Origin of the sequence: Aeribacillus sp. FSL K6-8394, from assembly GCF_038008865.1 — a bacterium.
Classification (GTDB): Bacteria; Bacillota; Bacilli; order Bacillales; family Aeribacillaceae; genus Aeribacillus; species Aeribacillus composti.
This window is the reverse complement of the sequence record NZ_JBBPAA010000001.1, coordinates 1,203,854-1,224,268: the sequence shown is the minus strand read 5'-3', so window position 1 is coordinate 1,224,268 and position 20,415 is coordinate 1,203,854. Positions and strand designations below refer to the sequence as shown.

20 protein-coding genes and 1 pseudogene are annotated in these 20,415 nt (G+C 42.2%); 20 read left to right on the top strand and 1 reads right to left on the bottom strand.

Features of this window, described 5'->3' with window-relative positions; all coding sequences use genetic code 11:
• Positions 1–20 precede the first annotated feature (20 nt).
• The 4 genes from recG to fabD all read left to right on the top strand — a co-directional run bounded on the left by recG (position 21) and on the right by fabD (position 4,704).
• Positions 21–2,066 carry an ATP-dependent DNA helicase RecG gene (recG, locus tag NSR00_RS05635; RefSeq protein WP_340787540.1) on the top strand — a complete coding sequence of 682 codons (2,046 nt, stop codon included), beginning with the start codon at positions 21–23 and terminating at the stop codon, positions 2,064–2,066.
• Positions 2,067–2,157: 91 nt separating this feature from the next.
• Positions 2,158–2,760 (top strand): transcription factor FapR, encoded by a 603-nt coding sequence (fapR, locus tag NSR00_RS05630; RefSeq protein WP_063388440.1) that lies wholly within the window; start codon positions 2,158–2,160, stop codon positions 2,758–2,760.
• The gene (gene plsX, locus NSR00_RS05625) at positions 2,744–3,745 is read left to right on the top strand and encodes a phosphate acyltransferase PlsX (RefSeq protein WP_340787538.1); all 1,002 of its coding nucleotides are present in this window, start codon (positions 2,744–2,746) and stop codon (positions 3,743–3,745) included. Before fapR ends, plsX begins: the two co-directional genes overlap by 17 nt.
• Positions 3,746–3,747: 2 nt before the next feature.
• Positions 3,748–4,704, top strand: a complete 957-nt coding sequence (gene fabD, locus NSR00_RS05620; protein WP_339196579.1) for an ACP S-malonyltransferase — start codon at positions 3,748–3,750, stop codon at positions 4,702–4,704.
• 127 nt (positions 4,705–4,831) lie between these two features.
• On the opposite strand, the pseudogene NSR00_RS05615 reads toward fabD, so the two are convergent.
• A pseudogene (locus NSR00_RS05615) lies at positions 4,832–6,059 on the bottom strand (IS110 family transposase).
• A gap of 432 nt (positions 6,060–6,491) precedes the next feature.
• Between NSR00_RS05615 and fabG the strand changes: the two are divergent.
• The 16 genes from fabG to NSR00_RS05535 all read left to right on the top strand — a co-directional run bounded on the left by fabG (position 6,492) and on the right by NSR00_RS05535 (position 20,415).
• Positions 6,492–7,235, top strand: coding sequence for a 3-oxoacyl-[acyl-carrier-protein] reductase (gene fabG / locus NSR00_RS05610; protein WP_063388437.1), 744 nt, complete (start codon positions 6,492–6,494; stop codon positions 7,233–7,235).
• A gap of 63 nt (positions 7,236–7,298) precedes the next feature.
• Positions 7,299–7,532: an acyl carrier protein gene (locus NSR00_RS05605; RefSeq protein WP_063388436.1), complete on the top strand. Its 234-nt coding sequence runs from the start codon at positions 7,299–7,301 to the stop codon at positions 7,530–7,532.
• Between the two features lie 113 nt (positions 7,533–7,645).
• Positions 7,646–8,386: a ribonuclease III gene (gene rnc, locus NSR00_RS05600; RefSeq protein WP_340787533.1), complete on the top strand. Its 741-nt coding sequence runs from the start codon at positions 7,646–7,648 to the stop codon at positions 8,384–8,386.
• Positions 8,387–8,472: 86 nt separating this feature from the next.
• A complete protein-coding gene (smc, locus tag NSR00_RS05595; RefSeq protein WP_340787531.1) occupies positions 8,473–12,039 on the top strand; it encodes a chromosome segregation protein SMC in 3,567 nt (1,188 codons plus the stop codon).
• A 15-nt stretch (positions 12,040–12,054) separates the two neighbouring features.
• Positions 12,055–13,038 carry a signal recognition particle-docking protein FtsY gene (gene ftsY, locus NSR00_RS05590; RefSeq protein ID WP_327873756.1) on the top strand — a complete coding sequence of 328 codons (984 nt, stop codon included), beginning with the start codon at positions 12,055–12,057 and terminating at the stop codon, positions 13,036–13,038.
• Positions 13,039–13,132: 94 nt separating this feature from the next.
• The gene (locus NSR00_RS05585; RefSeq protein ID WP_063388432.1) at positions 13,133–13,465 is read left to right on the top strand and encodes a putative DNA-binding protein; all 333 of its coding nucleotides are present in this window, start codon (positions 13,133–13,135) and stop codon (positions 13,463–13,465) included.
• An 11-nt stretch (positions 13,466–13,476) separates the two neighbouring features.
• Complete coding sequence (gene ffh / locus NSR00_RS05580) at positions 13,477–14,817, top strand: signal recognition particle protein (RefSeq protein WP_066246533.1); 1,341 nt, start codon at positions 13,477–13,479, stop codon at positions 14,815–14,817.
• A gap of 96 nt (positions 14,818–14,913) precedes the next feature.
• On the top strand, positions 14,914–15,186 hold the full coding sequence (rpsP, locus tag NSR00_RS05575; RefSeq protein ID WP_063388430.1) for a 30S ribosomal protein S16: 273 nt from the start codon (positions 14,914–14,916) through the stop codon (positions 15,184–15,186).
• Positions 15,187–15,198: 12 nt separating this feature from the next.
• Entirely contained in the window at positions 15,199–15,429 is a 231-nt protein-coding gene (locus NSR00_RS05570) for a KH domain-containing protein (protein ID WP_063388429.1), read from the top strand.
• Positions 15,430–15,613: 184 nt separating this feature from the next.
• On the top strand, positions 15,614–15,994 hold the full coding sequence (locus NSR00_RS05565) for a YlqD family protein (protein ID WP_063388427.1): 381 nt from the start codon (positions 15,614–15,616) through the stop codon (positions 15,992–15,994).
• 10 nt (positions 15,995–16,004) lie between these two features.
• Entirely contained in the window at positions 16,005–16,526 is a 522-nt protein-coding gene (gene rimM / locus NSR00_RS05560) for a ribosome maturation factor RimM (protein ID WP_066246531.1), read from the top strand.
• Positions 16,523–17,257, top strand: coding sequence for a tRNA (guanosine(37)-N1)-methyltransferase TrmD (gene trmD, locus NSR00_RS05555; protein WP_340787527.1), 735 nt, complete (start codon positions 16,523–16,525; stop codon positions 17,255–17,257). Before rimM ends, trmD begins: the two co-directional genes overlap by 4 nt.
• A gap of 129 nt (positions 17,258–17,386) precedes the next feature.
• A complete protein-coding gene (gene rplS / locus NSR00_RS05550; protein WP_063388424.1) occupies positions 17,387–17,728 on the top strand; it encodes a 50S ribosomal protein L19 in 342 nt (113 codons plus the stop codon).
• Between the two features lie 211 nt (positions 17,729–17,939).
• Entirely contained in the window at positions 17,940–18,491 is a 552-nt protein-coding gene (gene lepB, locus NSR00_RS05545; protein ID WP_063388423.1) for a signal peptidase I, read from the top strand.
• Between the two features lie 9 nt (positions 18,492–18,500).
• Positions 18,501–19,355: a ribosome biogenesis GTPase YlqF gene (gene ylqF / locus NSR00_RS05540; protein ID WP_063388422.1), complete on the top strand. Its 855-nt coding sequence runs from the start codon at positions 18,501–18,503 to the stop codon at positions 19,353–19,355.
• A 277-nt stretch (positions 19,356–19,632) separates the two neighbouring features.
• Positions 19,633–20,415: a ribonuclease HII gene (locus NSR00_RS05535; protein WP_094246058.1), complete on the top strand. Its 783-nt coding sequence runs from the start codon at positions 19,633–19,635 to the stop codon at positions 20,413–20,415.

The following is a 20,415-nucleotide window of genomic DNA, read 5'->3' as shown; positions in this document are numbered from 1 at the left end:
TTCAAAGCTGCAAACAGAACATGAACCAATTGCTACAACCGGTCACAGCGGTTAAAGGGGTAGGAGAACAAACAGAACGTTTGCTGCATGATATGGGAATACATACTGTTTCTGATTTGCTTTATTATTTTCCTAATCGCTATGAAGACAACCGTTTAAAGGATCTTGCTGAAGTGAAACATAAAGAAAGGGTGACAGTCGAAGGAAAGGTTTACAGCGAGCCATTGCTGACCTATTACGGAAAGAAGCGGTCGCGTCTTTCCTTTCGCATGCTTGTCGGCCGTTATGTTGTCACTGCAGTATGTTTTAATAGACCATATTACAAACAGAAGCTTGCTATCAATCAAGTTGTTACCGTCTCTGGCATTTGGGACCGCAATCGGCAAACTGTCAATGTTCAACAGATTCATTTTGGGCCTCATAAGCAAAATCAAGAAGTAGAACCCGTTTATTCAGTCCGCGGAAAGTTGACTGTTTCAGAGCTAAAACGGATTATCAGGACCGCCATCCAGTCGTATTCCAGTTTTATTCCAGAAAATTTGCCGGAAATGCTCAGGAAGCGATATAAATTGCCGATGAAAGAAGAAGCGGTAAGAGCCATGCACCTTCCCAAAAATGCCGATGAACTGAAACAAGCAAGAAGAAGATTTGTTTACGAAGAATTTTTATTATTTCAATTGAAAATGCAGGCGATTAAACATTTTCGCAGGTCTTCCTCAAGAGGAATTTCTCATCATTTTGATCGAAAAGAATTGCAATCCTTTATCGACACGCTTCCTTTTTCATTAACAAACGCACAAAAGCGTGTCGTTTCGGAAATTTTATCCGATATGTCTTCACCCTACAGGATGAACCGCCTTCTTCAAGGAGATGTTGGATCAGGGAAAACCGCAGTTGCTGCCATTGTGATGTATGCCGCTGTGTTAAGCGGCTATCAAGCGGCATTGATGGTTCCGACGGAAATTTTAGCTGAGCAGCATGCGAAATCATTGTCAAATCTTTTTTCGCATACGTCTGTCCGCATCGCTTTATTAACAAGCTCAATCAAAGGGAAAAAACGAAAAGAACTGCTTCTTCAGTTGAAATCCGGGGACATTAACATGATCATAGGGACGCATTCCCTTATTCAGGAGGAAGTGAATTTTTGCCGTTTAGGGCTTGTGATTACGGATGAACAGCATCGGTTCGGCGTCAATCAGCGAAGAATATTGCGGGAAAAAGGAGAATTCCCAGATGTGTTATTTATGACGGCAACTCCTATTCCAAGAACTCTTGCTATAACTGCATTTGGCGAAATGGATGTTTCCATCATTGATGAAATGCCTTCCGGAAGAAAGAAGGTAAAAACATATTGGGTTCGGCCGGAAATGTTAACCCGAATTCTAATATTTATTGAAAAAGAAGTGAAAAAGGGCCATCAAGCGTATGTGATTTGTCCGTTAATTGAAGAATCGGAAAATTTGGATGTTGAAAATGCTGTGACAGTGCACAGTCAATTAACTCAATTTTATCAGGGCAGAATTCAAATCGGCCTTTTGCATGGACGCATGTCACAAGAAGAGAAAAATCAGGTGATGATGGATTTTAGCGAAAATAAAGTGCAAGTTCTTGTCTCCACGACAGTAGTGGAAGTGGGCGTAAACGTACCGAATGCCACGGTCATGTTAGTTTACGATGCGGAGCGGTTTGGTCTTGCCCAGCTCCATCAGCTGAGAGGAAGAGTTGGCCGGGGAAATTTGCAATCCTATTGCATACTGCTTTCAGATCCGAAATCAGAAATAGGAAAAGAAAGAATGAGAATTATGACGGAAACAGATGACGGCTTCCGTTTAGCTGAAAAAGATTTGGAGCTTAGAGGTCCAGGAGATTTTTTCGGCAAAAAACAAAGCGGCATACCAGAGTTTAAAATCGCCGACATGGTCCATGATTACAGAGCGCTTGAAACTGCGAGATCTGACGCTGCCAAACTGATTCAGTCTGATGCTTTTTGGAAAGATGAACAATTTGCGCCGCTCCGCGATGATTTAGAGGCTTCCGGAGTGTTGAGCGGAGAGAAGCTGGATTAGCCAAAAAAGAATTCATGGTTGCAAACTTATTTCTTTGATTATATACTTGTTATTAGTACCTAGTCTTAATACTAGTCGGACGGTGTAAAAAATGAGACGCAGTAAAAAGGAAAGACAGCGTTTATTGTTGGAAACAATTCAAGAAACGCCTTTTATTACAGATGAAGAATTAGCTGAAAAATTTGGCGTCAGCGTCCAAACCATCCGTTTGGACAGACTAGAACTGTCGATCCCGGAATTAAGAGAACGAATCAAGCATGTCGCTGAACGAAAACTTGAAGATGAAGTCAAATCCCTTCCGATTGATGAAGTGATCGGTGAAATTATTGATCTTGAGCTCGATAAATCGGCTATTTCGATTTTTGATGTTAAAAAAGAGCATGTTTTTAGCCGAAATCAAATTGCACGCGGCCATCATCTATTTGCACAAGCGAACTCTCTTGCCGTTGCTTGCATTGATGATGAATTGGCATTAACGGCTAAAGCGACAATCCGTTTCACACGGCAAGTAAAAGAAAATGAGCGCGTTGTCGCAAAAGCAAAAGTCACTCGCATTGACCGAGATAAAGGCCGCACGTTTGTTGAAGTAAACAGCTATGTCGGCAACGAACTCGTTTTTTCAGGTGAATTTGAAATGTTCAGATCTGCGAATCAATCTAAAAAGGAAGGGGCAAAACATGAAGATAGCCATTGATGCAATGGGGGGAGACAACGCGCCTCAAGCGGTTGTAAAAGGAGCATTAAGAGCGCTTGATGAATTTTCTGATTTGGAAATTGAATTAATCGGAAATGAGTCGCTGATCACTCCATTGTTAGAAGGTAGACATACAAACGTTTCTATTTTTCATACAGAAGAAAAAATTGAAAATGACGACGAACCTGTTCGGGCTGTGCGCAGAAAAAAAAATGCGTCGATGGTCATTATGGCTGAAAGAGTTCGCGGCAAAAAGGCGGATGCCTGCATTTCAGCTGGGAATACAGGCGCGCTTATGACTGCCGGTCTGTTTATTATCGGCCGTATAAACGGCATCGACCGGCCGGCGCTGGCACCAACGCTGCCGACCCTTGATGGAAAAGGCTTTGTGATGCTCGATGTCGGCGCTAATGCAGATGCGAAAATGGAACATCTGCAGCAGTATGCAATCATGGGCTCCGTTTATGCAGAAAAGGTGAGAGGGATCAAATCTCCGAGAGTTGGCTTGCTCAACATTGGAACGGAGGAGAAAAAGGGGAACGAATTAGCTAAACAGGCTTTTCTACTTCTATCTCAATCGCCGATCAACTTTGTCGGCAATGTAGAAGCGCGCGACCTGCTGTCAGGAGCGGCTGATGTTGTAGTAACGGACGGTTTTTCAGGAAACATTGCTTTGAAAGCCATTGAAGGCACAGCACTTTCGGTATTTGCCATGATGAAAGATGCGTTGACAAGCTCTTTTACAGCGAAAATTGCTGCAGCTGTTTTGAAGCCGAAATTAAAAGGACTAAAGAAAAAAATGGATTATTCAGAGCATGGCGGGGCTTGCTTATTCGGGCTGAAAGCACCGGTGATCAAAGCCCACGGTTCATCCGATGAGCTGGCTATTTTTCATGCTATTCGCCAGGCTCGGGAAATAGTGGCGAACTCCGTATCTTCAACGATAGAAGAAACGATTCAGAACATGCAATTGAAAGGGGATTGACAATGGGGAAAACTGCTCTTCTGTTTCCGGGACAAGGCTCTCAGCAAGTCGGTATGGGAAAAGATTTTTTTGATCAAGTTCCCATTTCCAAGGAAATTTTTCAAAAAGCAAATGAACGTTTAGACTTTGATTTAACTTCTATTATTTTCAACGGTCCGCAAGAAGAATTGACGTTAACATACAATGCACAGCCTGCACTGCTGACGACAAGCGCTGCGATTTTTGAAGCATTGAAACAGTATGAAGTCGTTTTTGATTATGTTGCCGGACACAGCCTGGGTGAATATACAGCATTAGTGGCGGCAAACGTCATGACAGTTGAAGATGCAGTCTATGTTGTAAGAAAGCGCGGTGAACTGATGGAAAAAGCGGTTCCTGCAGGAGAAGGATCCATGGCTGCCGTTTTAGGTATGGTGCAGGAAGAACTTGAAAACATAACAAAACAAATCTCGAATGAAGGCACACTAGTACAACTGGCAAATTTAAATTGTCCCGGGCAAATCGTTATTTCTGGAACAAAAGAAGGAGTACAAAGAGCTGGGGAGCTTGCTAAAGAAAAGGGCGCCAAGCGGGTAATCCCGCTGGAAGTAAGCGGTCCATTTCATTCTGAATTGATGAAGCCGGCTGCCAGCGAGCTGTCAAAAGTGCTTGATGAAGTGACCATTCAAGATGCATCCGTTCCTGTCATCGCAAACGTGACTGCTGCTCCTGTTCAAAATAAAGATGAAATCAAGAGCCTTTTGATTGAGCAGCTTTATTCTCCTGTTCGATGGGAAGAAAGTGTACGGTCGATGATTCAAGCAGGGGTGACAACGTTTATTGAAATCGGTGCTGGAAAAGTTCTGACAGGTCTTGTCAAAAAGGTGGATCGCAGCGTTAAAACATACAATATTTTTGATTTGTCATCATTAGAAGCAGTTGTTCATGACATAAAGTCCTGCGGTAATATGTCAAGGTGAAAAATCATAGAAATTGGAAATTCCCTTGTCCGATGATCCGAAAAAAGGCAATACTGAAGAAACCCAGTATTGGTACATGTAATAAACTGGGTCTAAAGGTTGATATTGGTATACCAGATCGATCCTCTTATCGATCTTCCCCCTTTCTTGGCGTGTAGATTTGACCGTTGCGTAGCAGCGCATCGATCACACGCACGAGTTTTCTAGCGGTGAGGACGAGGGCTCGTTTATGTTGGTGTTTGGGCACTTCCTCATACTTCTTCCGGTAGTACGCACGAAACGTCGCATCATGCCGTTGCACCGAGTTGGCAGCCTCCACTAGGTAGTAACGGAGATAGCGATTGCCGGAACGAATGAGGGAGGTGTCCTCGGCTTGAAAACGGCCCGATTGGTGCTTGGACCATGTCAAGCCGGCATATTTTGCCAAGGCGGCCTGGTTGTGAAACCGCTCGATTTGCCCGATTTCGGCCAGGATGCCTGCGGTATAAACCGGTCCGATGCCTGGGATGGTTTGCAGTGTGTTCGGAATGCCTTCAAGATGGCGGGTAATGGCTTTATCGAGCTCTTTGAGCTGCGATTGCAGGCTGCGGATTGATTGAATCGACAGCCCTAACAGCAAGTCGATGGAATCCTCGACACACTTGGACAACCGATACGACGAACGGGCCGCCTTTTGAATCGACTTGGCGATGCACCGGATCGGCAAAGCGATTGCGCCCTTTTTGGCGCAGGAAGTCGGCCAACTGCTTGACATCCATTTGGCAGATGTCATCGAGGCTCCACGACTCAAGCAGCAGTTCGAGAATGGCATGTCCGAAGATCGAACTGTCCACCTCTTGGGTAAAGGAACTGCATTTGTAAAACAAGTGCTGGAGAAAATACTGTTTCTCACGGGTTAACTGGTGGACGAGATGATATCGCATGCGTGTCAGTCGCTGAAGCGCGAGAAACTGCTCCTTGAGGACAGCCGTCATCTTCAGACGGCCGAAGCGAAGCCGATCCGCAATGATCCAAGCATCGATGTCATCCGTTTTCTCCAAGTCGACATAGGCTTCTTTAAACTTGCGAATGAGCTTTGGATTGATCGTAAACACCTTGACGTTCCAAGCCTGCAAGGCCTCCTGCTGGTGGAAAAACATAGCTGGATGCCAACTGTAGACCGAGGTGGCTTCCATCCCGATCAGAATTTCGGTTGGCTTTCGCTTGTTAGCCCACAGGAGGATTTGATCCCGAAGGAAGGTGGCGCCCAGAAGATGATTATCCACTTTGAAGCGTGCGCACGTATTTCCTTCATGATCCATAATGCAGGTGGCTAAGTCGCGTGAGCTCACGTCGATCCCGACGTAGAGTTTCATGAGATCACCTCCTATTGTTGTAGGATCGAGGGGTAGGACTCTTCGGGATGCCCCCGGATCGCGCCTGTTGACCAGTCACCCTCGCATATGAGAACTCACGTTGGACCATGGGCTGCCCTGGAAGCTGCTCCTTCCAGCATGGGGAAAACCAACGGGAACAGCCTGCGGGTTAGACGTCCAAACAGGGGCCGAGGAGACAGACTTTACAAGTAGTCAAAGCTACAGGAGTGAGAAGAGTATCCCCGATGATCCTAAGACCATTATCCAGGAACATTGCGAAAAGTCCAACCCCGGTACGCTCAACCCTTTGTGGGAGGGGCGCGCCCCTCCCACAAAGGCAACCACCCAAGATATGCGATTGTCAAGGAGCGTATCGGACTGGAAATTCGATAAAAAAACTTTCTGAAACTTAGTATACGAGGAGGTATGATTATGCTTTCAGGGAAAACGGCCCTTGTAACGGGAGGAAGCCGCGGAATCGGCCGAGCGATTGCTATTGATCTTGCCAAAAATGGCGCGGATGTTGCTGTAAATTACTCTGGTAATGAGGAAAAAGCCAATGAAGTGGTAAAAGAAATTGAATCCTTAGGACGGAAAGCTTTTGCCATTCGCGCTAATGTTGCAAATGCTGATGAAGTAAACAGCATGGTCAATGAAGTAATCGAACGATTCGGCCGTCTCGACATTCTTGTAAATAATGCCGGAATCACGAAAGATAATTTGCTTATGCGAATGAAAGAATCAGAATGGGACGACGTGATCAACATAAATTTAAAAGGCGTTTTCAATTGTACAAAAGCGGTCACAAGACAAATGATGAAGCAGCGTTCCGGCAGGATCATCAACATCGCATCGATCGTCGGTATAGCTGGTAATGCTGGCCAGGCAAACTATGTAGCGGCTAAAGCCGGGATTATCGGACTGACGAAGACGACTGCGAAGGAGCTGGCGGGCCGAAATATTACAGTAAATGCTGTAGCGCCAGGTTTTATTTCAACCGATATGACGGATCAGCTTCCTGAACAAATAAGAAATGAAATGCTCAAACAAATTCCGCTCGGACGTTTCGGCGAGCCGAATGATATTGCCAATATGGTAACATTCATTGCTTCTGATAAAAGCTCCTATATGACAGGGCAAACACTTTGTCTCGACGGCGGAATGGTCATGTATTAATTTTGAATTCGTTGTAGTAATATGAAGACAAATCTTCTATAATACTGGAGGGAGGTGAAAGTTATGGCAGATGTATTGGAGCGTGTTACGAAGATCATCGTCGACCGTCTCGGAGTTGATGAATCTGAAGTAAAGCTTGAATCCTCTTTTAAAGACGATCTCGGCGCTGATTCCCTAGACGTTGTTGAACTTGTTATGGAATTAGAAGATGAGTTCGGCATGGAAATTTCCGACGAAGAAGCGGAACAAATTGTGACTGTAGGGGATGCAGTTAATTACATACAGAGCAAACTATAATTGCATGTTTTTAAAAAGTCCCGTATCTTTGCGGGGCTTTCTCCCTTTTCATCCCTTTTTTTGTTAACATAAAGTAGAGGTTGTTTCATTTGTTTAGAAAATGGAGGTAACGTATGCCTAACAAAACAAATTTTAAAAAAAATTTTTTAAAAAAAATAGAAAAGTTTCGTGATTTCCAAGCAAAAATCGGCATTACGTTCACGAATGAAAAGCTCTTATTTCAGGCTTTTACACATTCATCCTATGTGAATGAGCATCGCAAAAAACCGTATGAAGACAATGAACGGCTGGAATATTTAGGTGATGCAGTATTGGAGCTGACGGTTTCGGAGTACTTGTATAAAAAATATCCGACAATGTCTGAAGGCAATTTAACAAAGCTGAGAGCTGCCATTGTTTGCGAGCCATCGCTTGTTACTTTTGCCAACGAGCTTTCTTTTGGCGAACTCGTTTTGCTCGGAAAAGGAGAGGAAATGACTGGGGGACGCGGTCGTCCAGCTCTTTTAGCTGATGTCTTTGAGGCATTTATCGGCGCTTTGTATTTGGATCAAGGTCTTGAGTCAGTCACTTCTTTTTTAAATAAGTTCGTTTTCCCGAAAATCGACGAAGGTGCTTTTTCTCATGTGATGGATTTTAAAAGCAGATTGCAAGAGCTTATTCAACGTGACGGAAAAGGTGTTTTGGATTATAAAATTTTGGAAGAAAAAGGCCCCGCTCATAATAAAGAATTTGTTGCAACCGTATCTTTAAACGGAGAGGTGATCGGTTCAGGAGTGGGCCGTTCCAAAAAAGAAGCAGAACAGCATGCAGCTGAACAAGGATTGCAAAAATTAGGCGAATTCCCCCAAAAATAAACGGGGGATTTTTTATTGATATTGCTCCGATCATTTTTTGTTATGGTAAAATAGGAAAGACTTATTTGGAATGAAAGGGGATCACCATGTTCCTCAAACGTTTAGATATCGTAGGATTTAAATCTTTTGCAGATCGGATCAGCGTTGATTTTGCTGGCGGTGTTACCGCTGTTGTCGGCCCAAATGGGAGCGGAAAATCGAATATAACAGAAGCTATTCGATGGGTTCTTGGGGAGCAATCAGCAAAATCATTAAGAGGATCCAAAATGGAGGATATTATTTTTGCTGGAAGCGATACTCGCAAACGTTTAAATATGGCGGAAGTCACTTTAATTCTTGATAACGGCGATCAGTTTTTGCCGATCGATTATCATGAGGTAAGTGTGACAAGAAGAGTTTACCGCTCTGGAGAAAGTGAATTTTTTATAAACAAGCAATCTTGCCGCTTAAAAGATATTATCGACCTGTTCATGGATTCCGGTCTCGGAAAAGAAGCGTTTTCAATTATCAGCCAAGGAAAGGTTGAAGAAATTTTAAGCGCGAAACCGGAAGATCGGCGGACAATTTTTGAAGAAGCGGCTGGTGTGCTAAAATATAAAACCCGAAAAAAGAAAGCTGAAATAAAACTTGCTGAAACTGAAGAAAATTTAAATAGAGTTCAAGACATTTTATATGAACTGAATGTGCAAATTGAGCCCCTTAAAATGCAGGCATCTATTGCAAAGGATTATTTGGATAAAAAGGAAGAACTGAAGCAGCATGAGGTCGCTCTTCTCGCGCATGAAATTGAAGAGCTTCATGATAGATGGGAAGCATTGAAGCGTTCGGTCGAAGAAAATCGCGATCGCGAACTAGAGCTGACATCGCAAATACAAAAAAAAGAAGCGAATCTGGAAGAAATGCGGGATCAAATCAGTGCATTGGATGAATCAATCAATGATTTGCAGCAAGTTCTTCTTTTGGCAAGCGAAGAACTGGAGAAGCTTGAAGGGAAAAAAGAAGTTTTAAAAGAAAGAAAAAAACATGCGGCGCAAAACGAACAGCAGTTGAAAGAGCAAATCGCTGAGCTGACTGAACAAATAAATCAATTATTAAAAGAAAAAGAAGAGCAAAAAAGCGTCTATGAAACATGCGAAAAAGAAGTAAAAGAACTAAAATCCTTCCTGCAAAAAAAAGAAAACGAGCTGCTAAGCCTGGATGGAAACATCGAGGAAAAGCTTGAGCAGCTAAAAAGTGACTATTTTGAAAAATTAAATGAGCTGGCAAGCGCTCGAAATGAAATCAATTATATTGAGGAGCAGCTAAGCTTGCGAAAAGTCAAAGCAGACCGCTTAGACGAGGCAAACGAAAAATATATTTCCGAAAGAAAAGAGCTGAAAAAAGAGAAAGGGAAAATAGAAGCACAGCTTTCTAAAATCGGAAAAACATTGCAAAATCAGCTTTCCTCTTATCATACAGGCTTAAAAACGTTGGAAAGCCTAAAACAACAATATGAAAAGAAGGAATCGCTGCTTTATCAAGCATATCAATATTTACAAAAAGCAAAATCAAAAAAAGAAATGCTAGAGGCGATGCAGGAGGATTATACCGGTTTCTTCCAGGGTGTCCGTGAAGTTTTAAAAGCAAAAAACAAGCTAAAAGGCATACATGGTGCTGCTATCGAGCTGTTGACAACGAAACATGAATATGAAACAGCCATTGAAATTGCTCTTGGCGCGGCAAGCCAGCATATAGTCGTTGACGATGAAGAATCGGCAAGACAGGCGATTGCGTTTTTGAAGAAAAATGCATTCGGCAGAGCGACGTTCCTTCCTTTATCTGTCATCAAAGGCCGCTCAATCCCGAAATATCAGCTTTCGATTGCAGAAAGCCATCCTGATTTTATCGGGATAGCGTCTCAACTCGTGGAATATGAATCAGCATATAAGCCGATCATAGAAAATCTGTTAGGAAACGTTATTATTGCAAAAACGTTGGAAGGGGCAAATGCGATTGCCAAACAAATTCAGTACTCGCACCGAATTGTTACGCTTGAAGGCGATGTAGTCAATCCAGGCGGATCGATGACAGGAGGAGCGGTGAAGCAGAAATCACCTTCTTTCCTTACTAAAAACCGAGAGCTTGAGTCGATTCGCGACAAAATTGCGGAAATGGAAGAAAAGACAGCTTCGCTCGAAAAAGAAGTAAAAAATCTGAAGCAATCGATTGCCAAAAAAGAGAAAGAACTTGATGATCTGCGGGAAGAAGGATCTTCTTTGCGAATGGAAGAGCAAGCTTTGAAGGGCAGCTTGAGGGAAATTGAATTAAAAGAGCGAAATATTAATGATCATTTGAAGCTTTACGATGCTGAAAAAATCGCCTATGTAGAAGAACAGGAGAAGTTAGATGAAAGAAAAACAAAATTGCTGTCCTCCATCGAACAAATGGAAGGACAAATACAACAGCTAGATTCAGAGATTCGTCAGCTGGCCGAGAAGAAGGAGAAACAGCAAAAATCAAAGGAAGAATGGATGCAGGAAATAACAGAGCTCAAAATTATTCTTGCAGGAAAAGAGGAATCCTTTAAAAATAGTAAGGAACAATTAGCACGCCTTGAAAAAGAATATCATCTGGCGATTCAAAAAAAGAAAGAGGCGGAAAAAGATTTACAACTATTATTGGATGAAATCAACCGCGATCATTCCGGTGAAATCCAATTGGAAGAAATAAAAAAGGAGAAGCTTGAGGACAAAAATAAAACAATTGAATTGATCGCATCCCGCAGACGCCAGCGAATGAGCATGCAAGAAGAGCTGGAACGAGAAGAAAAAGAATGGAAAGAACTGAAGCGCGCTCATAAACAACTGACGGACGTTCTAAAAGATGAAGAAGTGAAATTAAACAGGCTGGATGTGGAGCTTGATCAGCTCTTGAATTATTTGCAAAATGAGTATAAGCTAACTTTTGAAGCAGCAAAGGCCCGCTTTCCTTTACAGATGGAGAAAGAAGAGGCGAAGAAAAAAGTAAAGCTGATTAAACTGGCATTAGAAGAGCTTGGAACCGTAAACTTAGGGGCAATTGATGAGTACGAGCGGGTGCGTGAACGGCATGAGTTTTTAACAGAACAGAGGGACGATTTATTGAATGCAAAAGAAACTCTTTTTAAAGTCATCGCCGAAATGGATGAAGAAATGAAAAAGCAGTTTTCCCAAATGTTTGCCAAAATACGTTCTCAATTCGATACCGTTTTTAAAGAACTGTTCGGAGGCGGAAAAGCGGATTTAATTTTGACAAATCCCGACGATCTGTTAAACACCGGAGTGGACATTATTGCTCAGCCTCCAGGGAAAAAACTGCAATATTTAAGCCTGCTGTCCGGAGGCGAACGCGCTTTGACTGCAATTGCCCTTCTATTTTCCATATTAAAGGTACGTCCTGTTCCGTTTTGTGTTCTCGATGAAGTAGAGGCGGCATTGGATGAAGCAAATGTTCAAAGATTTTCTAAATTTTTGAAGCGTTTCAGTGAGAATACTCAATTTATTGTCATCACCCACCGGAAAGGGACGATGGAAGAAGCGGATGCTTTATATGGTGTGACAATGCAAGAATCGGGAGTGTCAAAAGTTGTATCCGTCCGCTTGGAAGATACAGTTAGATATGTGAAATCGTCGTGAAAGGAAGAAAAATAAATGAGTTTTTTTAAGAAATTAAAAGAAAAAATTTCAAAGCAGAAGGATTCAGTAACGGCAAAATTTAAAGAAGGGCTTGAAAAAACGAGAAGCTCTTTTACAGAAAGCTTAAATGAACTTGTTTCGCGCTATCGAAAGGTTGATGAAGAATTTTTCGAGGAATTAGAGGAAATTTTGATTACTGCCGATGTCGGCGTTCAAACGGTCATGGACTTGATCGATGAATTGAAAATGGAAGTGAAAAGGCGAAACATTCAAGAACCGAAGGAAGTGCGCGCTGCCATTTCCGAAAAGCTTGTTGAAATTTACCAAGGAGATGACGGCGCTCCTAACGACTTAAACATTGAAGACGGCCGGTTAAACATCGTATTGTTTGTTGGCGTCAATGGTGTTGGAAAAACGACGACGATCGGAAAGCTTGCACATCGATTAAAAGAAGAAGGAAAATCTGTCCTTCTTGCTGCCGGCGACACGTTCCGAGCAGGTGCCATCGAACAGCTGGAAGTTTGGGGGGATCGGGTTGGCGTAGATGTGATTAAACAATCGGCAGGCTCTGATCCTGCTGCCGTCGTGTATGACGCCATTCAGGCCGCTCGCTCTCGCAAAGTAGACGTCTTATTATGTGATACTGCTGGACGGCTTCAAAATAAGATGAATTTAATGAAAGAGCTTGAGAAAGTAAAGCGGGTTATCGAACGGGAAATTCCAGGTGCTCCGCATGAAGTGCTGCTTGTCCTTGATGCGACAACCGGACAAAATGCAATGAGCCAGGCAAGACAGTTTTCGGAGGCGACAAATGTCACTGGAATTGCCTTGACAAAATTGGACGGCACTGCGAAGGGAGGAATTGTTCTAGCCATTCGAAATGAGCTGAACATTCCTGTAAAACTGGTGGGGCTTGGCGAAAAAATGGACGATCTTGAGAAATTTGATGCAGAGAAATATGTTTATGGGCTGTTTGCCGATTTAGTAGATGAAGCGTAACGTAATTGTGTTAAGAAAAAAACTTGACATCTATAGTTAGAATCGATACACTAAAAACATGTAAAGGCAATTCACTTAACAACAGGGGGTGTTGATGTTGCTTGAAAAAACAACGAGGATGAATTATTTATTTGATTTTTATCAGTCGTTGTTGACGCCAAAGCAAAAAAGCTACATGTCTCTGTACTACTTGGATGATTACTCCCTAGGTGAAATTGCTGAAGAATACAACGTCAGCCGCCAGGCAGTGTACGACAACATAAAACGGACGGAAATGATGCTGGAGGAATACGAGCAGAAGCTTCAGCTGTTCAAGAAATTTCAAGAGCGTAAAAAAATAATTGAAAAGCTGAAAGGTCTGCCTTTCCAATCGGAAATGAAGGAAGAATTTGACCGACTACTTCATCTTTTGGAAAAACTGGATTAGGAGGAGCCGCCATGGCTTTTGAGGGATTAGCCAACCGACTGCAAAACACGATGGCTAAAATCCGCGGCAAAGGAAAGGTTTCTGAAGCGGATGTCAAAGAAATGATGAGGGAAGTTCGTCTTGCTCTTTTGGAAGCGGACGTCAACTATAAAGTCGTCAAAGACTTTATTAAGAAAGTCAGCGAAAGGGCTGTTGGCCAGGAAGTCATGAAAAGCTTGACACCAGGCCAGCAAGTTATCAAAGTAGTGAAAGAAGAGCTGACCGAGCTGATGGGCGGCGAGCAGAGCAAAATTGCCGTAAGCAAACGGCCGCCGACGGTGATTTTGATGGCGGGCCTTCAAGGTGCAGGGAAAACGACTACGACTGGAAAGCTTGCCAACTACTTGCGAAAAAAACATAACCGAAACCCGCTTCTTGTTGCAGCTGATATTTATCGTCCTGCAGCCATTAAACAATTAGAAACATTAGGAAAGCAGCTTGGCATGCCTGTATTTTCACTCGGCGACAAGGTAAGCCCTGTTGAAATAGCCAAACAGGCGCTGGAATATGCCAAAAATGAGCATCATGATTATGTTCTCATTGATACAGCCGGACGCTTGCATATCGATGAAAATCTGATGGATGAATTAAAGCAGGTGAAGGAAGCTGCAAATCCTGATGAGATTTTTCTCGTTGTCGATGCCATGACTGGACAAGATGCCGTCAATGTGGCAAAAAGCTTTCATGATGAGCTTGGCATTACCGGTGTTATTTTGACAAAGCTTGATGGGGATACACGTGGCGGTGCTGCGCTTTCCATTCGTGCGGCAACAGGTGCTCCGATTAAATTTGCCGGGATGGGCGAAAAACTGGATGCGCTCGAACCGTTTCATCCCGAACGAATGGCATCGCGTATATTAGGAATGGGAGATGTCTTGACCCTGATCGAAAAGGCTCAAGAGAACGTCGATCAGGAGAAAGCGAAGCAGCTGGAAGAAAAAATGAGGACGATGTCTTTTACCTTCGATGATTTTTTAGAGCAGCTTGAACAAGTAAGAAACATGGGTCCTCTTGATGAGTTGATTTCCATGCTGCCTGGTGCAGGGAAAATGAAAGGCTTGAAAAACATTCAAGTTGATGAAAAGCAGCTAAGCCACGTTGAAGCGATCATCCGCTCCATGACAAAAGAAGAAAAAGAGAAGCCGGAAATTATTAATGCAAGCAGAAGAAAACGGATTGCTAAAGGGAGCGGTACTTCTGTCCAGGAAGTAAACAGGCTTTTAAAGCAGTTTGAAGAAATGAAAAAAATGATGAAGCAAATGACTTCAATGACAAAAGGCAAGCGAAAAGGATTTAAATTTCCTTTTATGTAATAAAAATTTATTCTGTTAAGAAAAAACACTTTACAAACTTTTTGATCATTGATAATATTCTATTTTGTTGAAAATATTTCGGAGGTGTAAAAAAATATGGCAGTTAAAATTCGTTTAAAACGCATGGGTGCAAAAAAATCTCCATTTTATCGCATTGTTGTAGCTGATTCCCGTTCTCCTCGAGATGGACGTTTCATTGAAACGATCGGTACGTACAATCCAGTAAAGGATCCTGCTGAAGTGAAAATTGACGAAGAATTGGCTCTTAAGTGGCTTCAAAACGGTGCAAAACCGTCTGACACTGTTCGTAACCTGTTTTCGAAACAAGGGATTATGGAAAAATTCCACAATGCGAAATATAGTAAATAATGTGTGATTATTATGGAACAGTTAATAACAACAATTGCCAAAGCTATTGTTGATCATCCGGATGAAGTCAAGGTGAACAGAGAGGAGAAAAAAGGTGAAATTGTATATACTCTTTCTGTTCACCAAGACGATATTGGCAAAGTGATTGGAAAACAAGGCCGTATTGCAAAAGCGATCAGGACGGTCGTTTATGCAGCGGCTAGCGGCAAATCAATGAGAGTAACGCTTAAAATTAATGATTAAAAGGTGAGGGGATTGCTCCTCGCCTTTTTTACAAAAGAAGAAAAGCTGATTTCGCAGGATCAAAAAATCACATTTGAAATTGCGACGATTCCAGACCTCCCTCTTCTGGCCAGAAGGGAAAAGCCGGGAGGGATCTTCCATGAATATACTCCTCGGAGCAATTTTATGACTGGAGGAGAGAGGAATGAAAATCATTTATCCGATCACAGTAAAGCAAATATTGACGGAAAACAGCAAGGAAAAACTGATTCATAAATGGCAGGCAAAAAAAGAAGAAATGAAACGGGAATGCGATCAATTATATTTTCAGCTGAAAAAAGCTGAAAAAACAACAAAAAACCAGTCCATTATTTCCCAGTACCATCAGGAAATCAACAAAAGAAAGGAAAAAATGAAGTTGATGGAATTTAAGCTTCAGCAAATCGATATGCTCCCTCTAGGCAGCGAATTAAAAGAACGGGAAGTGAACGCAGTAATCGAAGTAAAAGAAGGCGACAACTGGGATCAATTGCTGAATGAAAAAACGATTGTGATCGAAGATGGAGTAGTAAAAGAGATTCGCTAGAGGTGATCATATGGCCGAAAAATGGTTTCAAGTCGGAAAAATTGTCAATACGCACGGAATTCGCGGCGAAGTGCGCGTCGTTTCCGTAACTGATTTTCCTGATGAGCGATATAAACGCGGAAACCGTTTATACATTTTTCAAAAAGACAAAGAGCCTGTTGAAGTTATTGTCAAATCTCATCGAATTCATAAAAATTTTGATTTATTGTCTTTTGAAGGGTATGATTCGATCAATGAGGTTGAGCCGTTTAAAGGCTCAGACATAAAGGTTCCAGAAAGCCAGCTTGGCAGCCTGGATGAAGGAGAATATTATTTTCATGAAATCATCGGATGCTCCGTGTATACCGAAGACGGCGATGAGCTGGGGATCATAAATGAAATTTTAACGCCCGGTGCCAACGATGTGTGGGTTGTCAAACGAAAAGGCAAAAAAGATTTGTTGATTCCATATATCGAGGATGTTGTGAAACATATTGATGTGAAAGAGAAGCGAGTCATCATTTTTCCTATGGAAGGGTTATTGGACAAATGATTATCGATGTACTGACTTTATTTCCTGATATGTTCGCTGGAGTTTTTAACCAATCGATTTTAAAAAAAGCTCAGGAGAAGGATGCTGTTTCGATTAACGTTATTAATTTTCGAGACTATTCAACAGACAAGCATCAGTCGGTCGATGATTATCCGTACGGTGGCGGTGCCGGCATGGTATTAAAGCCGGAGCCGATCTTTCATTCTGTTGAGGCTATAAAAGAAAAGCGAAACGCACAGCATTCGAAAGTCATACTTGTTTGTCCGCAAGGAGAACGCTTTACCCAAAAAAAAGCAGAGCAGCTGGCTCAAGCAGATCATCTAATATTTATTTGCGGCCATTATGAAGGCTACGACGAAAGAATCCGTTTTCTTGCGACAGACGAAATTTCAATTGGAGACTTTGTCCTGACAGGCGGCGAGCTTGCCGCGATGGTCATCATTGACTGTGTTGTGCGTCTTCTACCAGGTGTTCTCGGAAATAAAGAATCGCACCAAAATGATTCTTTTTCAACGGGACTGCTTGAACATCCGCATTACACCCGCCCTGCTGAATTCAGGGGGATGAAGGTGCCTGATGTGTTATTGTCAGGCCATCACGAAAAAATAGCCGAATGGCGGGAAAAAGAATCGCTCCGAAGAACATGGGAGCGCAGACCTGACTTATTGGACGGCTATTCTTTAACGGAAAAGCAAAAAAAATGGCTGGAAGAAATAAAAAAGGCGAAATGAATGCTTGCAAATGGTTTGTTTCCTATGATAAGATACGTTTTGTGACATAGACAGCCGGTCTTGTCTTTTTAAAACGATGTTCCGCTGCAAGCATCTTGTATGAGCATCTGTTGGAAGGAGATGATTGCGATGCAAAAATTAATTGAAGAAATTACGAAAGAACAACTTCGCACAGATTTGCCTGAATTTAGACCTGGGGATACCGTCCGTGTTCACGTGAAGGTTGTTGAAGGCTCCCGTGAACGGATTCAGGTTTTTGAAGGAGTTGTGATTAAACGCCGCGGCGGCGGTATTAGCGAAACATTTACTGTTCGTAAAGTTTCTTACGGCGTAGGTGTTGAACGCACATTCCCGCTGCACACTCCAAGAATTGCGAAAATCGAAGTTGTTCGCCGAGGCAAAGTGCGTCGTGCAAAACTTTACTATTTGCGCAATCTACATGGTAAAGCAGCTCGCATTAAAGAAAGATAAACATTCGAACATAAAAAGGGCTTGTATTCAATACAGGCCCTTTTGTCATGTGAGCAGTCATTCACTTATGAATTCATTTAATATTTTTGGAAAAAATTATTTAACGAAAGCATAATCTGTTTAAAAATAGGTGGACATGTTCTTTTGTTAAGCCAATAATTGTATTAAAATAAATAAAAAACCATTTTAAAAACATAAAGGTGTGAAAGAAATGTCACGTAAAAAAAATGAATTTTTTGAGTGGATGAAAGCTCTAGGTGTCGCCGTCTTGTTGGCGGTCGTCATTCGGACGTTTTTCTTTGCTCCGATTGTCGTTGATGGAGTTTCCATGATGCCGACATTACAAGACCAGGACCGAATGATCGTGAATAAAATCGGAACGAAGCTTGGTGAAATAAAACGCTTTGACATTGTCGTCTTTCATGCAACGGAAGAGAAAGACTACATTAAGCGTGTCATCGGTTTGCCTGGCGATCATATAGAATATAAAGATGACACCCTCTACATTAACGGCAAGAAGTATGAAGAGCCATACTTGGAAAAATATAAACAAAACGGCGTGGATGGCCCTTTAACAGAACCATTTAAACTTGAAGACATTATTGGAAGATCAACTGTGCCTGAAGGCGAATTGTTTGTTATGGGTGATAATAGAAGATACAGCAAAGACTCGCGGCATATAGGGACCATTCCGATTGAATCAGTTATGGGGAAAACTAATTTTGTTTATTGGCCGCTTTCTGAATTTGGAGTTGTAAAGTAGGTGAAGTAGATGACGATTCAATGGTTTCCAGGGCATATGGCAAAAGCGAGACGGCAAGTTGTTGAAAAATTGAAACTGATAGATATTGTCTATGAACTTGTCGATGCCCGAATCCCTCAGTCATCGAGAAATCCGATGATTGATGACATTATTGCCAATAAAAAAAGAATTTTAATTTTAAATAAAAAGGATATGGCAGACGAAAGCATTACGAAAGAATGGATTCAGTACTACAAAGAACAGGGCATTGCATCAATAGCCATCGACTCGCAAACAGGATCAGGACTAAAACAAATCGTGCAGCTTTCAAAAGAACTGCTCGAAAAAGAACGTGAAAAAATGAAAGCAAAAGGGGTAAAACCAAGGGCGATCCGCGCATTAATTGTTGGAATTCCGAATGTCGGCAAATCAACGCTGATCAATCGCCTTGCAGGAAGAAACATTGCCAAAACCGGCGATCGTCCAGGCATAACGAAACAGCAAAGCTGGATCAAGACAGGAAAAGAATTGGAGCTGCTCGATACCCCAGGCATTCTTTGGCCGAAATTTGAAGATGAAGAAGTCGGGCTGAAGCTGGCTGCGACAGGCGCCATTAAGGATGAGATTTTAAATTTGCAGGATGTAGCAGCTTATGCGATGCGATACTTGATCAAGCATTATCCAGATCGTTTAATGGATCGCTATCAAATCGACAATCTATCGAATGAAAATGAAATCGTCGACTTATTTGATCATATTGGAAAAAAAAGAGGCTGTTTATCAGCTGGCGGCCTGATAGACTATGACAAGACGGCGGAAGTGTTCATAAGGGATGTTCGGACATTGAAGCTGGGGAAAATAAGTTTTGACAGGCCAAATGAATAAAGGCACGCATTCCGCGTGTCTATATTTTATTTTTAACAAAACTCGTTCACTTGAGAGAAGCGGTGCAATCGGCGCTTAACCGGTTAATCGGTTTTCCTTTCTTGACGGGTAAAGAGCTTCCAAAGAAGCTTTCGGGAAATAGTAAAAAAGTCTTGAAAGTCATTTGAGCATGTGAAAAATAGACGCTTAATCAAATTGCAGCCGAGGAAGCCGTTCATGTACAAACTATTCGAACGAAATTTACAAATGCAAATATTAAGGGAGAGGTTGAAGAAAGTTGAATTTAACGGCGAAGGAAATTGAAGAAAAGCTCAGTGCCATCCATGATATAAACGACCCTTTTTTTCTTGCCTGCCAAAAAGATGAGCGGAAAACCGTCCAAAAATTAGTAAAAAAATGGCTGAAGCAATATGAAAAAGAGCAGCAATTGAGACAGCAGTTTCAAAACATGTGCAAATACGAAAGAGAATTGAAAGAAAAGGGATTTCGAATGCTGGCAGGCATTGATGAAGTGGGAAGAGGGTGTCTTGCAGGTCCGGTCGTTGCTGCTTGCGTGATTTTGCCTGATGAATTTTATTTGCCGGGGCTGACGGACTCGAAAAAAATTTCGAAGCAAAAACGGGAAGAGTTTTTTCAATACATAATGGATCTGGCAGTAGATGTCGGGATTGGGTTTGTGTCGGCAAAAGAAATTGATGAACTAAACATTTACAATGCGACAAAAAAAGCAATGCTTTTAGCCATTGATCAATTAAAGCAGGGAAAGCCGGATCATTTATTGATTGATGCTCTTGAATTACCAATTAATATTCCGCAGCTTTCCATCATTAAGGGTGATGAAAAAAGCATTACGATTGCAGCAAGCTCCTGCGTCGCAAAAGTTGTGAGAGACAGGTACATGGAAGAGCTGGGAAAGCAATTTCCGGAATACGGCTTTGAACGTCATGTGGGCTACGGTACAAAGCAGCATTTGGAAGCGATCGAGAAGCACGGTGTGACGGAGCATCATCGGAAAAGCTTTGCTCCGGTACAAGATGCGTTAAACTTTTTTAACGGGTGA

Bases quoted from the DNA above. Each gene is read 5' to 3' on its own strand.
- smc (WP_340787531.1), top strand. From the start codon at position 8,473: ATGTTCCTCAAACGTTTAGATATCGTAGGATTTAAATCTTTTGCAGAT.
- NSR00_RS05585 (WP_063388432.1), top strand. From the start codon at position 13,133: ATGTTGCTTGAAAAAACAACGAGGATGAATTATTTATTTGATTTTTAT.
- NSR00_RS05565 (WP_063388427.1), top strand. From the start codon at position 15,614: ATGAAAATCATTTATCCGATCACAGTAAAGCAAATATTGACGGAAAAC.
- rpsP (WP_063388430.1), top strand. From the start codon at position 14,914: ATGGCAGTTAAAATTCGTTTAAAACGCATGGGTGCAAAAAAATCTCCA.
- lepB (WP_063388423.1), top strand. From the start codon at position 17,940: ATGTCACGTAAAAAAAATGAATTTTTTGAGTGGATGAAAGCTCTAGGT.
- ffh (WP_066246533.1), top strand. From the start codon at position 13,477: ATGGCTTTTGAGGGATTAGCCAACCGACTGCAAAACACGATGGCTAAA.
- ftsY (WP_327873756.1), top strand. From the start codon at position 12,055: ATGAGTTTTTTTAAGAAATTAAAAGAAAAAATTTCAAAGCAGAAGGAT.
- NSR00_RS05605 (WP_063388436.1), top strand. From the start codon at position 7,299: ATGGCAGATGTATTGGAGCGTGTTACGAAGATCATCGTCGACCGTCTC.
- recG (WP_340787540.1), top strand. From the start codon at position 21: ATGAACCAATTGCTACAACCGGTCACAGCGGTTAAAGGGGTAGGAGAA.
- rimM (WP_066246531.1), top strand. From the start codon at position 16,005: ATGGCCGAAAAATGGTTTCAAGTCGGAAAAATTGTCAATACGCACGGA.
- plsX (WP_340787538.1), top strand. From the start codon at position 2,744: ATGAAGATAGCCATTGATGCAATGGGGGGAGACAACGCGCCTCAAGCG.
- fabD (WP_339196579.1), top strand. From the start codon at position 3,748: ATGGGGAAAACTGCTCTTCTGTTTCCGGGACAAGGCTCTCAGCAAGTC.
- trmD (WP_340787527.1), top strand. From the start codon at position 16,523: ATGATTATCGATGTACTGACTTTATTTCCTGATATGTTCGCTGGAGTT.
- NSR00_RS05570 (WP_063388429.1), top strand. From the start codon at position 15,199: ATGGAACAGTTAATAACAACAATTGCCAAAGCTATTGTTGATCATCCG.
- rnc (WP_340787533.1), top strand. From the start codon at position 7,646: ATGCCTAACAAAACAAATTTTAAAAAAAATTTTTTAAAAAAAATAGAA.
- rplS (WP_063388424.1), top strand. From the start codon at position 17,387: ATGCAAAAATTAATTGAAGAAATTACGAAAGAACAACTTCGCACAGAT.
- fabG (WP_063388437.1), top strand. From the start codon at position 6,492: ATGCTTTCAGGGAAAACGGCCCTTGTAACGGGAGGAAGCCGCGGAATC.
- ylqF (WP_063388422.1), top strand. From the start codon at position 18,501: ATGACGATTCAATGGTTTCCAGGGCATATGGCAAAAGCGAGACGGCAA.
- fapR (WP_063388440.1), top strand. From the start codon at position 2,158: ATGAGACGCAGTAAAAAGGAAAGACAGCGTTTATTGTTGGAAACAATT.